Here is a 15,127-nt window from a genome sequence, read left to right as displayed (position 1 = left end):
CTTGTTCAGGGGGCCAGGACTGCTTCATCCGTCATTAGCAGCAGATGCAATGAATCTGCTTTATCCAGTCTTAAGCGGTGTTCTCCTGCGCTGCTGTAGCGGGCAAACAGCAGAATTGCTTCTGCCTTAACGCCCTGCAGAGGGGAGCTTTTGGTCACAAAACGCGAATTCGGCACCAGCTCCAGCGACCAAACGTGCAGCCCGTCAGGGCTATCGCGCAGCAGTTGTGATTTGGCGTTAAACCATTGTGTTGCACTAAGCGTTTGTACGGTTGGCAGCAACGCGTTATCGGCAACCGCGACAATATCCACTGCGACTGGCGTGTTATCGTTTGCATCTGCTACGGTTTCAATGACCACATCATTAAATGCCACACGGTTTTGCCACAATGAACAGCCGCTACTCAGTAAAATTAAAATACTGAATAATATTATGCTGGCTGGATGGCGTAGGACGTTTGTCATATAAAATCCTTTTATATCTTCCTTAAGAAGGTAATTAATAGCAACGGTTCTGTTTTTGACTTAAATCATTATTGGACGAATCTGAAGTAATAAAATTCGTTAACATTTAAATGTTCATGTGATTTATATTTCAAGTGTAAAGTATTATTTTTAATTAACTTTTGGTGTAACTTGTTGATTTTTATTGGTTGATTTTTGGTTAATTGATTTTTATCAAATGTTTTATTTTTGTGTAAAAAACAAAAAATTAAGTTGATATTTATTTTTTGTTGTGTTTTTTATATTGCAGGTAGTTATTCATGAATATCACTTTTCGAATAATGGTGCGGCAAATATCGTACCAGGGATACTATTGCAATAAAAAAGGATTAAATATGGCCGAGAGCATACAGCATAAACTCAACCGTATTAGGCCGCCGCGCGTACAAATAACGTATGATGTGGAAACGGGTGGGGCGATTGAGAAAAAAGAACTTCCCTTAGTTGTTGGTATTCTGGCTGATTTATCCGGGCATCCAGCATCCCCACCCGCTAAATTACGTGAGCGGCGATTCGTCGAAATCGATCGTGACAATTTCGATGATGTGCTTTCCTCCATCTCACCTCGTCTGGCGGTTCAGGTAGAAAATCGTCTGGCTAATGATGGCAGCAAATTGAACGTTGAGCTGCGCTTTAACGAGTTCGACGACTTTTCGCCGCTCAATATTATCAATCAGGTTAAACCCCTCCAGCGTCTTTTCCTCGCCCGCCAACGCTTGCGCGACCTCCTCACCAAACTGGATGGTAACGACGATTTGGATGCGTTGTTACAGCAGGTGGTAAACGATAACGCAGAACTTCAGGCGTTAAGACCTGCTGCTGAAGAAAAACCAGCTGAAAACGCGTGACGGAAAAGGAGAAGAGCAATGGAGAATGTGCAAGAACAAACTGAAACGGGTGGACAGACCGTTACGCTGAGCGTACTGGACCGCATTATTCAGGAAGGACGGATGGCTCGTGATGAGCTGCAACAAACCTATGCGCGGGACATGCTGGAAGAGCTGGCGACGCAAATCCTCGATGAAGGAATGGCGATCGGAAGCGACACTGTGGCGATGATCAACCACCGTATTGCGCAGATCGATGAGCTTATCAGCGCCCAGTTGAATGAGGTGTTGCATCATCCGGATACCCAGAAGCTGGAGTCTTCCTGGCGCGGGTTGCATCAGTTTGTAATGAACACTGAAACCAGTACGCGATTGAAGTTACGACTGCTGAATGTCTCGCGCAAAGAGTTGCAGGACGATCTGGAAAAAGCGGTTGAGTTCGATCAGAGCACGCTGTTCAAAAAGCTGTACGAAGATGAGTACGGCACCTTTGGTGGCAATCCCTATAGTGTACTGGTGGGGGATTTTGAGTTTGGCCGTCATCCGCAGGACGTAGCGCTGCTGGAGAAAATATCTCAGGTTGCGGCCGCCGCTCATGCGCCGTTTATTGCCGCTGCCAGCCCGCGCTTGTTTGATATGGGATCGTTCGCTGAGCTGAGCGTGCCACGCGATCTGGCGAAGATCTTCGAAAGCACCGAGATGATCAAATGGCGAGCATTCCGTGAAAGCGACGACTCGCGCTATGTCTCGCTGGCGCTGCCGCACGTTTTACAGCGTCTGCCCTACGGGCCGGATACGGTGCCGGTAGACGGGGTAAACTTTATCGAGGACGTTAACGGCCTGGATGCCAGCAAATACCTGTGGGGGAATGCCGCCTGGGTACTGGCCAACCGCATTACCGAGGCGTTTGCTTTATATGGCTGGTGCGCGGCGATTCGTGGCGCAGAAGGTGGCGGACTGGTGGAAGGCCTCCCGGCGCATACTTTCTCCACGCCATCCGGTGATATCAGTCTGCGCTGTCCGACGGAGGTAGCCATTACCGATCGCCGTGAAAAAGAGTTGAACGATCTTGGGTTCATCGCGCTGTGTCATAAAAAGAATACGAATACCGCCGCGTTTTTTGGCGGGCAAACCACCAACCAGGCAAAAATCTACAACACGCCTGAAGCCAACGCGAATGCGCGGATCTCGGCGATGCTGCCGTACGTCCTTGCCGCCTCCCGCTTTGCGCACTACCTGAAAGTCATTATGCGCGACAAAGTCGGCAGTTTTTTGAGTCGCGAAGATGTTGAGCGATTCCTCAATAACTGGATTGCCAGTTACGTGCTACTCAGCGACACAGCACCGCAGGAAATCAAGGCGCAATATCCGTTGCGCGAAGCACGGATAGACGTACTGGATGTTCCCGGCAAACCTGGTGTCTATCGCGCGGTGGTATTCCTGCGCCCTCATTTCCAACTGGAAGAATTGACCACATCTATCCGCCTGGTGGCGGAATTGCCACCGCCTGTATCGGCTTAATTACATAAGGGAAGATTCTATGGATGCTATTTTTTTAAAGATTGATCCGATCAAAGGTGACAGCAACGTTGATGGATATGTAGACCAAATTGAAATTATGTCCTTCAGCCATAATGTTGCGATGCAGGTTACTAATGATGTGAGTAACACCAACCGTACGTCTGGTCGGGCGCATGTGGGGGAGATGTCACTGACCAAATTTGTCGATATTTCCACTCCTGAACTTAATCTTTACTGTTGTTCCGGGAAAATGATTACGCAGGCTGTTTTAACGCTATGTCGCAATGATGGCGATTCGGTGCTGCCGTTTATTGTCTATACCCTCGACAACGTATTGATTTCACATATCAGCGTCAGCGGCGGCTCGGGCGGTAAACCTGTTGAAACGCTATCCCTAAACTTCAGCAAAATTAAATGGGAATTGAAGGCCCAAAAATTAGAAGGGGCGGAGAAAGGTGCGGCGGCGTCGACCTGGGATATGGCGATGAATAAAAATGGTGGTTGATGATGAAATCATCCATCCCGGTTGCATTGTTCGACAGACTGATGGATGAAGGTGTTACGCCGCGCGAGTCGGTGTGCCGGGAGCTGAGGCGATTGTTCAACTCCCGCGCTCCTGCGGATGATGACGCGTTGCCGCTGCTGCTTGCCTGGGGCGTCCCGGAATGGCATGGACTGAACGCGGGCGATGAACGAGTGCTTAGCTGGTATTGTCGCCGGCTACGCGCAGCCATTTTACGCAACGAGCCGCGGATCCAGGCGCTAACTATCAGCGTGAAGGATGCGCATCATCAGACGCTGGCGCTACGCATTGAAGCGATGCTGTGGAACGATGACGACCCGTTGACGCTGAGTCTGGCGTATCAAAACGGCAGTTGGCAATAACCCGCGAAAGGGGGAGATCAATGGACGATCGATTGCTGGAAAATTATCTGCAGGAATTACGATGGTTGCGAAAAGCCAGCGGGGAGTTCGCCCATCGGCACCCGCACGTAGCCTCTCGTCTGCGGCTGAGCGAATTTGATTGCCCGGATCCGCATGTTGAACGGCTTTTAGAAGGCTTCGCTCTGCAAAGCGCCAGACTGCATCATCGCCTTGACGACGGCTTCGGCGAGCTGTGCGAATCGCTACTGGAGCAGCTTTCTCCCCATGCCATACGACCGTTTCCTTCCTCTGCTACCGCCAGTTTTACTGCGGATCCGCTCGCAGGCGATTTGAGTCGGGGTTACGCCCTTCCAGCCGGAACGCCGCTTTACGCGCTAACGGAAAGCGGTAAGACGGTCTGGTGGCGTACCGCGCTGGCGCAAACGCTGTGGCCTATTGAGATTGAAGATGTTAGCTGGTGTGATGCGGCCCAGGCCCGGCAGTTAACCGGGCTGATGCGGGCGCGCGGCGCGTTGCGGATTCAGCTACGTTGCCTGCCGCCACATCAGTTTTCAACGTTGGCGGTAACACAGTTGCGCATTCATCTCAGCGGCTCGCCGCAAATCAACGCCACGCTGTTTGATTTGTTGTACGCCCATGTCATCGGGCCGCTGCGCCCATATCCCATTGGCCTGCTGAATGCCGAAAAGATTTTGCCCTGCGAACCGGGCGTAGAGTCCAGCGTGCTGGCGCTCAGTGCCTGGATGAACTGTCCGCAGGCGCTGATGTATTTTGATTTGCCGCTGCCGCCGACGAAGGATGGCGATGGCATGACCTTGTGCATTCCTTTCGATCGCGCTCCGCCGGGGGCACAGCATATTCACTCGGGTGATATTCGTCTGGGCTGTGTGCCAATCGTTAACCTTTTCACCCGGACCTCTGAGCCGCTGATCGCCGGGCATACCCGCAGCGAGCATCGGCTGGTGGCCGATCATCACGATCAACATGTACAGGTCTACCGTGTACAGACGCTGTGGATGAGCCGCCGTGAGGAGGCCTGGTGCGTGCCTGCATATTACTCGGCCCGCGGGCATAGCGAGTCCCGCTGGTTCTGGCATGCGCGGCGCAACCCCCAGCAGGGCAATGCGCTGTGGTTAACCCTGGTGGACAGCCGCTTCGACCCGTTTGCTCCGGACGAAGAGACAAGCCTGACGGCGACGCTCTGGTGCAGTAACGGTGAGAAGGCTGCACAGCTTTGTGCGGGAACGCCTCTGACCTTTGAAGTCCCTGGTCCGGTCGCGCAGGTGCATTTATTGGGAACGCCGACCACGCCTTCTGCGCCCGCCTTGCAGCGAGATGCGCGTTGGAAACTGCTTTCTTCGCTGGCGCTCAATCACCTTTCATTGACCGAGGGAGAGAGGGCTCTGGACTCGCTCAAAGAGCTGTTGGCGCTGTATGCCCCTTCCTCTGCGTCACCCGCCGTCTGGCAACAGATAAATGGCATCCGCGAGATGTGTTGCCAGCGGGTTAGCGAGCACCGCGGAGGCGATGCCTGGCGCGGCTGGCATAACGGTATTCGGCTGACGCTGACCCTCGACCCACAGGCATTTACGGGCAACAGTCGGCTGTTGTTTGCGGGGATTGTCGCCCGTTTTCTGGCGCGTAACGCGACCGCTAACTGCTTTGTACGTACGGTATTGCTGGATGAAGGGGAGGAGCTGTCGCTATGGACAGACGTCGAACAGACCGCGCTGATAGCGTAATGGCGCAACTTAAGGGCGAGCCGTGGCGCTTTTCGCTGGAGCAGTGCCTCAGGATTTTACAGGCGAGCGGTGACACGCCCGAGCTGTGGGGTGAGCTGGGGCTGGCGTTTGCGCCTGCGGAACTTGGCGCGCTGAACAACGACGTTCTCCAGGTGCGTAGCCTCGGGCCGGGAGGTGCGGATGGCGTACTGCCCTACGGCTGGCTGGAATGGCTGCAGCAGGCGACGCAGGATAAAAACAGCGCACCGCAGGATTTTATCTTTATGTTTCAACAGCGTTTTATTCAGCATCACTCCCGAAGCCTGAGCCTGTATCGGCTGGCTACGCCCTACGCGCGCCAGGATAACGCGCCGGGGCAGTCGGTGATGCGGGCACTGTGTGGTTTCAGGCTTGATGCCATGGAAAAGCATGAGTCTGCACAGGTGCAGAGCCTGCTGATGCAATGCGGCAGCCTGACGAATCGCAGGCGTTCTGTGGCTGGATTTGTGGCGCTGGTCGAGGCCGTACTGAACGTCACCGTGCATGTCGAAGAGTTTGTCGGCCGCTGGCAGCCTTTGCCGCAGGCATCCATAAGCCGGACGGGATGTCGGCTGGGGCGCAACAGCGTCGCCGGGCGACGGATCTGGAATCAGCATGCGGCGCTGCGGGTGCACCTGCATGCTGAAAGCCCCACCCGGTGGCGGGCGTTTTTATCCGATGGGCAAGCCTTTCTTCAGCTCAGCAAACTGGGGCAAATCTGGTTTGGCCCAGGGATAACGCTGCAACTGATGATGCGCGGGACGCTAAATCTTGACCACTGCCTGAGCCGCGATACGCCGCCGCGTTTGGGCTATACCGCTCAACTGGCAGGGCGTAAACCCGCCGTGTTTCACTGCCAACAGCAACTTGAGGAGAACAACGCATGGACTTAAAAGCGCTGGTACAACGACTGAATCCGGTTTGCTTTCGTGCGCTGGAGCAGGCCGCCGAACGCAGCCGGGCGCAGGGACACTGGTTTGTTGAGCCGGAGCATCTGCTGCTGGCATTACTCGATGATGAACACTGTGATCTCGCGTATTGCCTGAGCGGCGCGGCGATTTCCGTCGACACGCTGCGCGAAGAGATCCATAGCGCCCAGGCGCAGTTTAAATCCGGCTGCACGCGGATGCCGGTGTTTTCCGTGCAACTGGTGGAATTACTGGAAGGAGCGGTTTTGTTGGCGGCTTTCCAGCGTTTGTTGAAGGTCCGTTCAGCGTTGTTGCTGCAAGCCTTACTCACCCGAGAACGTCTGCGCGCCCAGTTGGCGCAGGGAATGCCGCTGCTGTTGCAGCTTCCGGCGGGGGTGATGGAAAGCCAGTGGCAGAGCTGGTGTCGTGGCTCTGTTGAAGAATTAAGCGATACGCATACGGGAGAACACCCGGAGCGTGAAGGCGGCGTGCTGGATCAATACACCCACGATCTGACCCGTGATGCGCGGGAAGGGCTGATCGATCCGATCATCGGGCGCGACGCGGAGATCCGCCAGTGTATCGACATCCTGCTGCGGCGCAGGCAAAACAACCCGATTCTGGTTGGCGCGCCGGGGGTGGGCAAAACCGCCGTCGCTGAAGGGCTGGCGCGACGCATTGCCGAAGGAAGTGTGCCGCCGCCGTTGCGCGATGTCGCTCTACTGTCGCTGGATCTCGGCCTGTTGCAGGCGGGCGCGGGCGTGAAAGGTGAATTTGAACAGCGGCTGAAAGGGGTGATCGACGCGGTAAAAAAATCCCCGCAACCGATCATTTTATTTATCGACGAAGCCCACACGCTGATTGGCGCGGGCGGCGCCGAGGGCGGCAGCGACGCCGCCAACCTGCTGAAACCGGCGCTGGCGCGTGGGGAACTGCGCACCATCGCCGCGACCACCTGGCAGGAGTACAAAAAATATTTCGAAAAGGATCCGGCGCTGGATCGGCGTTTTCAGCGTATCCAGATTGAAGAGCCGGACGAGAACAGCGCGGTGGTGATGCTGCGGGCGGTGGCCGACAAGCTCGAGGCACACCACGGCGTGCAGATCCTCGATACCGCCATCCGCGAGGCGGTGCGTCTGTCGCAGCGCTATATCTCCGGGCGCCAACTGCCGGACAAAGCCATCAGCGTGCTCGACACTGCCTGCGCCAGAGTGGCGCTGGCTCAGCATGATGTGCCGCCCCAGCTTGAGGAGATCCGTCAGCAGCAGGCGGCCATCGAAGAAGAGAGTGAACGCCTCAACCGCGAGTTGCTGGTGGGCGTCGATCATCACGACAGGCTTTGTGAACTGGAGGCGCAGGCGGAGAAATTGCAGCTTCAGGCGCGGGAAGTGGAAGGGCGCTGGCAGGATGAGCGTCAGCGGGTCGGTGAACTGCTCGCTGCCCGCCAGCGGATGCTGGATCTCAGTGCGCGGCTGGACGATGACGAGGAACTGGAGCAAGAGTTGGTGGAGTGCGCGGCGCTGATTGGCAAACTGGAAACCGCCGCCGCCCAGCTGCGCGACGAGGTGCCGCTGGTGCCGGATTGTGTCGATCCCGCCACGGTGGCGGCGGTGATTGGCGGCTGGACGGGCATTCCGCTTGGGCAGATGCTCACCGACGAAGCCCACGCTCTGCGTACGCTGGTTGAACGGATGAGTGCTCGGGTAATGGGTCAACAGGCAGCGCTGGAGACCATCGCCCAACGCCTGCGTGCCTATCGCAGCGGTCTGACTGACCCGCAAAAGCCGGTTGGCGTGTTCCTGCTGGTGGGGCCAACCGGCGTGGGCAAAACCGAAACCGCGTATGCGCTGGCCGACGCCCTGTACGGCGGCGAGCGCAATCTGATCACTATCAACCTGTCTGAATACCAGGAAGCGCACACCGTCAGCCAGTTGAAAGGCGCGCCGCCGGGCTACGTCGGTTATGGCAGCGGCGGGGCGTTAACCGAAGCGGTGCGCCGTCGCCCCTATTCGGTGGTGCTGCTCGATGAAATCGAAAAGGCGCACCCGGACGTGCTGGAGGCGTTCTATAACGTCTTCGACAAAGGCGTAATGGAGGACGGCACCGGGTTGATTGTCGATTTCAAAAACACGGTGATGCTGGCGACCAGCAACGTGGGGGCGGAATTAATTCTGGATACGCCTGCGGCTGAATTAAACAGCGAGCGGTTTAATGAGGCATTGCGTGAGGAGCTGTTGCGTCATTTCCGTCCGGCGTTTTTGGCAAGAATGACCACGGTGGCCTATCGGGCATTGGATGAAAAAATATTAAAAGGCATTGTGCTGGCGAAACTGGAGAAATTATCACAGCGATATTTCGTGGCGACGGGGGAGAAATTAAATATGGAGGATGGATTAGTCGAGAGGGTGATGGAGAAGTGTAAGGGGGTTGGTGCCAGGGATGTGGAGAACCTGGTGATTGGGGATTTTTTTCTAAGGTTTAAATAGAGGTTGATATGGTGGAAATAATATTTAATTCAGACTGTTCTAATTCTTCACTCAAAGATTTGCTGACAGAACAACTTGATGAATTTTTGAAATGTGTTAAAAGTGATGATGATTTAACAAGAGTCTTAAGTGGACCATGGTCTGTTAAAATTTCCAATTCTGGAAGTACCTCGACTGTTGGTACCAGGGTGAATATAAATTTAAAAGATATTTCCAAAGGTTCTATTGCTTCTGATGATAATAAAAAAGAGTTTGTTGAGAGTGTGATTTTTGAATTAACCAATGCAAAGAACTCAGATAAATTTGCAGAATTAGAATCTAATCTTTTGAATACAGGATTATCAATAAAAGAATATGGCGAGAAAAAATCCTTTCTTGAATCCGAAGCCAGTTTGAATTTAGTGGCATTGATTAAGCTCCGTACAGGATATGAACCATCGAGTTTTGGTAAAGCTCAACTTGCTCAAGTTGGAAGCCATGATAAAACAGCTTTTATGTCTTTTTTTTCAAACGGTGCTCATAATAGTTCTGGTTTAGGAATAGAGCGATTACCCTCAAAACTAATGTATGCGTACAAAGGGGCGTGCGCTATAATTAATGACGACAATGCTTTCGAAAAAAAATTTAAAAATGTAAAAATAAGAAACAAAAGCTTTTCATTTAAAGAGTTAAAAAGCAAAATGGAGAAAGCGATCAGAGGAACGCCAGCCTATTCTTTTACAAAATTTGAGCCTATTAGATGTGCTAAGTTATATGTTGTATTAACAACATATGAAGGAGACAACTATTCATTAAATAGCTCACCTGTAGGTGAAGAACACAAATTTGATACGGTAATGATGGATGGTTGGGTTGACATAGATATGATGAAACAAAAATTAAGTTATATAATAGATGCTTCTTATGCATCTGGAATTAAAATAATGTTTAAATAATACTAATGAGAACTCACCATGCTCGACACTATTATAAAAATCACCACCCCAACCCTGACCGGCCTAACCGCCGCAACCGCGCAAACCGAATCAACGCTCAACGGCCTGACCACCTCCACCGTCGCCGCCACCACTTCCGCGCCGCTAACCCTCGACGCCGCGCTGGCGATTCATCTAACCACCACCATCAATGACGCCAACTACGACGGTCTGATTGCCGAAGCGCACCAGCTTCCGGCGACCGGCAATGCCGATCGCTACCAGTTTGTGCTGCGCCCGTGGCTGTGGTGGCTGACGCTCTCCAGCAACAACCGTGTATTTCAGAATCTCAGCGCGCAGGAAATTGTCGAGAAGGTGTTTAAGGACGCCGGGTTTAGCGACTACAAATTCCAGCTCAAAACCAAACCAATAAAACGCGAATACTGCCTGCAATACAACGAAAGCGATTTTAATTTTGTCTCGCGGCTGCTAGAGCAGGAGGGAATTTTCTGGTTCTTTACCCACGCAGCAGGCAAGCACACGCTGGTGCTGGCGGATGACAACAGCGCCTTCCCGCCGATTACTGGCGATAAAAAGGTCAAGTATTTGGCCGCACAGAGCGGCGCGCGGGAAACAGGGATGATTCGTTCGGCGCAGCTGCGTTTGCAGGCCACCGCGCAGGGCTTCCAGAGCAGCGACTATAACTACGAACAGCCAAAAGCCACGCTGTTTGTCCAGGCCGGGGAGAAGAAGGGCGGCATGCAGTATCAGCATCCGGGGCGTTTTAGCGTTAAAGCCGAAGGCGACGCGCTGGCGGCGTGGAAGGTTAACGCCCTGAAGGCGCAGGCCAAACAGCTGGTCGGTGAAAGCGACTGTGCGGCGCTGATGGCCGGGCACTGGTTCACCTTAACCGAGCACGACGACAAGGCGCTAAACATCGACTGGCTAATCACCGCCGTCAGCCACGAGTACGACGGTGAACATTATCGCAACCGCTTTACCGCCATTCCAAAAGCCACGCTATACCGCCCGCAGAGCAGCACGCCAGTACCGTTTATGCATACCCAGACGGCGACGGTGGTTGGCAAGTCGGGAGAAGAGATCTGGACCGATAAGCTTGGTCGGGTGAAGGTGCAGTTCCCGTGGGACAGAGAGGGTAAAAACGACGAAACCAGCTCCTGCTGGCTGCGGGTCGCCACCGCCTGGAGCGGCAACGGTTTTGGCGCGCAGTTTATCCCGCGCATCGGTCAGGAAGTGGTGGTGAGCTTTATCGACGGCGACCCGGATAAACCGCTCATTACCGGCTGTGTGTATAACGGCGCGAATGCGTTGCCGTACGCGCTGCCAGCGAATCAAACCCAGTCCGGGATAAAAACCCACAGTGAAAAAGGTTTTAACGAACTGCGCTTCGACGACAAAAAAGACGCCGAACTGCTGGCGATGCAGGCGCAGAAAGACTTCCAGCTCACCGTGCTCAACGACAGCAAAACCACCATTAGCCACGATGAAATCCACAGCGTCAAAAATGACTGCACGCGTACCGTTGAAGAGGGCAGCGAAACCGTCAACCTGAAAAAGGGCAACCGGACGGTGAAAATTGAAAAAGGCAGCGACACGCTGGAGGTAAAAGAGAAGCGCAGCGTCACGGTGAAGGGCGATCAGGAACACGCCATCGACGGCAACCAGACGCATAAGGTAAAGGGCAACTACACGCTGAACGTCGACGGCAACCTGACGATTAAGGTCAGCGGTACGCTAACCCTGGAGAGCGGCAAAACGTTGGACATCAAGAGCGGGGCGGGTCTTAACGCCAGCGCATCGGGCAGTATGAAGCTGGATGCCACCAACATCGCCAGTGAAGCGAAAGCCTCGCTGACTCAAAAGGCCGCGACGATAACCCACGAAGCGAAGGCCACGCTCACCAGCAAAGCCAGCGCCACTCAGACTGTGGATGGCGGCGGGATGCTGATGATTAAGGGCGGGATGGTGAAGATCAACTGATGAGCGATACGCAGGAGTATCAACAGGATAGCACCCTGCTACGAGCGAATTTCGCAAACGACCAGCTTAACGGTGAAACGCGAATTGAAGAAAACGGACGCCTGCTGGCGGTTCTGCGTTACCAGCAGGGGATGCTGAACGGGATGATGGAGCGCTGGCATCCTAACGGCCAGCTTGCCATGCAGCAGGCGTATCGTGAGGGCAAGCCGGACGGTATTGCTCGTTACTTCTCGGAAAACGGTGAGCTACTGCGAGAAGAGCAGTGGCTTAACGGTCAACTGCACGGCGAATGCCACAGCTTTTATCCTTCCGGGCAGGTACAGCTACGTGAACAGTGGCAGCAAGGGCTGCGCCACTCTCTCAGCGAACAGTTTTACCCGGACGGGACGCTTGCCCAGCGTTTATCTTATGAAAAGGGGATAATGAAAGGTGAGGCGCAACGCTGGTTGCCGGATGGGCGCGCCATTGATGCCACAGGTAAAGCGCAGTCGCGAATGAGCAAATGGACGGAGAGGCTGTGAAAAAGCCTCTCCAGATCGCGTGTTAACGCAAATGATGTACCACCTGGTTGCTGCTGCCGCGCCAGATCAGCGCCGGGTCTTTCAGATCCTGCACAAATTTGCCGTCGACCAGCACGTTGATGAGATCCACCACCTGCATTTGCGCAGCGTTGAGTTCCTCAAGCTTGTAGCCGGTCCACACCCAGATATCTTTTCCCGGACACTCAGCGCGAATACGCTGTACCAGTTGCAGAATATCCGGCACGTTTTGCGGATGTAGCGGATCGCCGCCGGACAGCGAAATCCCCTGACGGTGAATGCGCGTGTCGTTCAGATCGGCAATGATCTTATCTTCCATCTCTTTGGTAAACGGTTCGCCGGAATTGAGCCGCCAGGTGCTTTTGTTATAGCAACCGGGGCATTCGTGCACGCACCCGGAGACAAACAGGGTGCAGCGGGTTCCGGGGCCATTGACGATATCGACGGGGTAATATTGGTGGTATTGCATAGAGGATGTCCAGAAAGCATGTAGGCCGGATAAGGTGCTTGCACCGCATCCGGCAACATTGTGATGCCTGATGGCGACGCTATTGCGTCTTATCAGGCCTACGGCCTTTGCAAACGGAAATTAACCTATCTGCCCATTGCCTAAATGCTTAACGCGGCGCTTCACTTCTTCCTGCTTACCAGCGTTAAACGGACGCGCGTCCGGGCTGCCTAAATAACCGCATACGCGGCGGGTGACCGACACGCGGGCCGCGTCGTGGTTACCACATTTCGGGCAGGTGAAGCCTTTGCTGGTGCATTCGAACTCGCCGGTAAAGCCGCACTCGTAGCATTCATCGATTGGCGTGTTGGTCCCGTAATACGGCACGTGCTGATAGCTGTAATCCCAGACGTCTTCCAGCGCTTTCAGGTTGTGCTGAATATTTGGGTATTCGCCGTAGCAAATGAAGCCTCCGCTTGCCAGCGGCGGGTACGGCGCTTCGAAATCGATCTTGTCGTACGGGTTTACCTTCTTCTCCACGTCGAGGTGGAAGCTGTTGGTGTAGTAACCTTTGTCGGTGACACCCGGCACTACGCCAAACTCGGCGGTATCCAGACGGCAGAAACGATCGCACAGGTTTTCACTTGGCGTGCTGTACAGGCTAAAGCCGTAACCGGTCTCGTCTTTCCACTGATCGACCGCCTGACGCAGGCGTTCCACAATGGCGATACCTTTGGCGCGAAGCTGCTCACTGTCGTACAGGTGCTTGTCGCCAAACAGCGCGTTGATGGTCTCGTGAATGCCGATGTAGCCCAGAGAGATGGACGCGCGACCGTTTTTAAAGATTTCTGACACGTCATCGTCCGCTTTCAGACGCACGCCGCAGGCACCTTCCATATACAGAATCGGCGCAACGCGAGCTTTCACGCCTTCCAGACGCGCAATACGGGTCATCAGCGCTTTACGCGCCAGCACCAGACGATCGTCGAGCAGTTTCCAGAAGGTGGCTTCATCGCCATGGGCTTCCAGCGCGATACGCGGCAGGTTGAGGCTGATAACGCCGAGGTTGTTACGGCCATCGTGAACCTGTTCGCCGTTCTCGTTTTCCCACACGCCGAGGAAGCTGCGACAGCCCATTGGCGTTTTGAACGAACCGGTGACTTTGACTACCTGATCGTAGTTCAGGATGTCTGGATACATACGCTTGCTCGCGCACTCCAGCGCCAGCTGTTTGATGTCGTAGTTCGGATCGCCAAACTTGTGGTTCAGGCCGTCACGAATCGCGAACACCAGTTTCGGGAAGACCGCAGTTTTACGGTTTTTACCCAGGCCAGCAATGCGGTTACGCAGAATGGACTGCTGGATCAAACGCGATTCCCAACTGGTTCCCAGACCAAAACCGAAGGTAACAAACGGCGTCTGACCGTTGGCGGTATGCAGGGTATTCACTTCATACTCGAGCGACTGGAAGGCGTCGTAGCACTCTTTCTCGGTACGGGAATGCGCATAGCCGTCGGCGTCCGGGATCTGCCACTCTTCAGCGGTTTTGCGATGCTTGTTAAAGCTCTCGGTCACGAACGGTGCGAGAACTTCGTCAATACGGTTAATGGTGGTGCCGCCATAAATATGGCTGGCAACCTGCGCGATGATTTGCGCGGTGACGGCGGTCGCGGTAGAGATGGATTTTGGCGGTTCAATCTCCGCGTTACCCATCTTAAAGCCCTGCGTCAGCATGCCTTTCAGGTCGATCAGCATGCAGTTAAACATTGGGAAGAACGGAGAGTAGTCGAGGTCGTGATAGTGAATATCACCACGCTCGTGCGCCTGGACGACATCACGCGGCAGCAGGTGCTGACGTGCGTAGTGTTTGGCAACGATACCGGCCAGCAGGTCGCGCTGGGTCGGGATCACTTTGCTGTCTTTGTTGGCGTTTTCATTCAGCAGAGCAGAGTTGGTTTGCTCAACCAGACCACGAATTTCCTGGTTCAGACGGCCACGTTTTTCACGCTGTATATCACGGTCGTGGCGATATTCGATGTACGCACGGGCGAGTTGTTTATACGGGCCAGACATCAGCTGGTTTTCTACCGCTGTCTGGATCTCGTTGATATCGACCTTGCTGCGCTCATTCATCTGGCTACTAACGACTTCTGCGACGGTGGCACAGTAATCTGCGTCATCGACTCCCGCTGCTTTAGCTGCACGCAGAATGGCTTCTTTGATGCGCTCTGATTTAAACGGCACTTTACAGCCATCTCGTTTCATCACATGCGGTGTCATGATCACTCCATATTTATAAGAACAGGTTATCCACAGAGGTTGGGGAAGCGGCCAT

The 15,127-nt window shown here is 54.2% G+C and carries 13 protein-coding genes; 10 read left to right on the top strand and 3 right to left on the bottom strand.

From position 1 onward, the window contains the following. Window positions 1-5: 5 nt before the first annotated feature. Complete coding sequence (locus WHR59_RS21060; protein WP_172862614.1) at window positions 6-464, bottom strand: T6SS protein Cts2N; 459 nt, start codon at window positions 462-464, stop codon at window positions 6-8. A gap of 374 nt (window positions 465-838) precedes the next feature. Between WHR59_RS21060 and tssB the strand changes: the two genes are divergently transcribed. From tssB to WHR59_RS21010, 10 genes are read left to right on the top strand one after another with little or no spacing between them, the layout of a single operon-like run. Then, window positions 839-1,351 (top strand): type VI secretion system contractile sheath small subunit, encoded by a 513-nt coding sequence (gene tssB, locus WHR59_RS21055; protein ID WP_043018227.1) that lies wholly within the window; start codon window positions 839-841, stop codon window positions 1,349-1,351. Between the two features lie 18 nt (window positions 1,352-1,369). Then, the gene (tssC, locus tag WHR59_RS21050; protein ID WP_172862615.1) at window positions 1,370-2,851 is read left to right on the top strand and encodes a type VI secretion system contractile sheath large subunit; all 1,482 of its coding nucleotides are present in this window, start codon (window positions 1,370-1,372) and stop codon (window positions 2,849-2,851) included. Window positions 2,852-2,870: 19 nt separating this feature from the next. Beyond that, the gene (locus tag WHR59_RS21045; RefSeq protein WP_043018228.1) at window positions 2,871-3,356 is read left to right on the top strand and encodes an Hcp family type VI secretion system effector; all 486 of its coding nucleotides are present in this window, start codon (window positions 2,871-2,873) and stop codon (window positions 3,354-3,356) included. Further along, on the top strand, window positions 3,356-3,736 hold the full coding sequence (gene tssE / locus WHR59_RS21040) for a type VI secretion system baseplate subunit TssE (RefSeq protein ID WP_045447450.1): 381 nt from the start codon (window positions 3,356-3,358) through the stop codon (window positions 3,734-3,736). The genes WHR59_RS21045 and tssE overlap by 1 nt, the downstream gene beginning before the upstream one ends. A gap of 20 nt (window positions 3,737-3,756) precedes the next feature. Further along, window positions 3,757-5,478, top strand: a complete 1,722-nt coding sequence (gene tssF, locus WHR59_RS21035; RefSeq protein WP_172862616.1) for a type VI secretion system baseplate subunit TssF — start codon at window positions 3,757-3,759, stop codon at window positions 5,476-5,478. Continuing rightward, complete coding sequence (locus WHR59_RS21030; RefSeq protein WP_172862617.1) at window positions 5,442-6,389, top strand: type VI secretion system baseplate subunit TssG; 948 nt, start codon at window positions 5,442-5,444, stop codon at window positions 6,387-6,389. Before tssF ends, WHR59_RS21030 begins: the two co-directional genes overlap by 37 nt. Further along, window positions 6,380-8,890: a type VI secretion system ATPase TssH gene (gene tssH, locus WHR59_RS21025; protein WP_338843440.1), complete on the top strand. Its 2,511-nt coding sequence runs from the start codon at window positions 6,380-6,382 to the stop codon at window positions 8,888-8,890. Before WHR59_RS21030 ends, tssH begins: the two co-directional genes overlap by 10 nt. A gap of 8 nt (window positions 8,891-8,898) precedes the next feature. After that, window positions 8,899-9,825 (top strand): hypothetical protein, encoded by a 927-nt coding sequence (locus tag WHR59_RS21020; protein WP_157787646.1) that lies wholly within the window; start codon window positions 8,899-8,901, stop codon window positions 9,823-9,825. Between the two features lie 18 nt (window positions 9,826-9,843). Continuing rightward, on the top strand, window positions 9,844-11,805 hold the full coding sequence (gene tssI, locus WHR59_RS21015) for a type VI secretion system tip protein TssI/VgrG (RefSeq protein ID WP_172862619.1): 1,962 nt from the start codon (window positions 9,844-9,846) through the stop codon (window positions 11,803-11,805). Further along, on the top strand, window positions 11,805-12,326 hold the full coding sequence (locus tag WHR59_RS21010) for a toxin-antitoxin system YwqK family antitoxin (RefSeq protein ID WP_087051774.1): 522 nt from the start codon (window positions 11,805-11,807) through the stop codon (window positions 12,324-12,326). Before tssI ends, WHR59_RS21010 begins: the two co-directional genes overlap by 1 nt. A 22-nt stretch (window positions 12,327-12,348) precedes the next feature. On the opposite strand, the gene nrdG is transcribed toward WHR59_RS21010, so the two are convergent. Together nrdG and nrdD are read right to left on the bottom strand one after the other, a co-directional pair. Beyond that, on the bottom strand, window positions 12,349-12,813 hold the full coding sequence (nrdG, locus tag WHR59_RS21005) for an anaerobic ribonucleoside-triphosphate reductase-activating protein (protein WP_047406606.1): 465 nt from the start codon (window positions 12,811-12,813) through the stop codon (window positions 12,349-12,351). Between the two features lie 120 nt (window positions 12,814-12,933). After that, window positions 12,934-15,072: an anaerobic ribonucleoside-triphosphate reductase gene (gene nrdD, locus WHR59_RS21000; RefSeq protein ID WP_043018234.1), complete on the bottom strand. Its 2,139-nt coding sequence runs from the start codon at window positions 15,070-15,072 to the stop codon at window positions 12,934-12,936. Window positions 15,073-15,127: the final 55 nt, after the last annotated feature.

Source organism: Citrobacter europaeus, from assembly GCF_037482245.1.
Classification (GTDB): Bacteria; Pseudomonadota; Gammaproteobacteria; order Enterobacterales; family Enterobacteriaceae; genus Citrobacter; species Citrobacter europaeus.
This window is presented reverse-complemented; position numbering and strand designations above follow the sequence as displayed.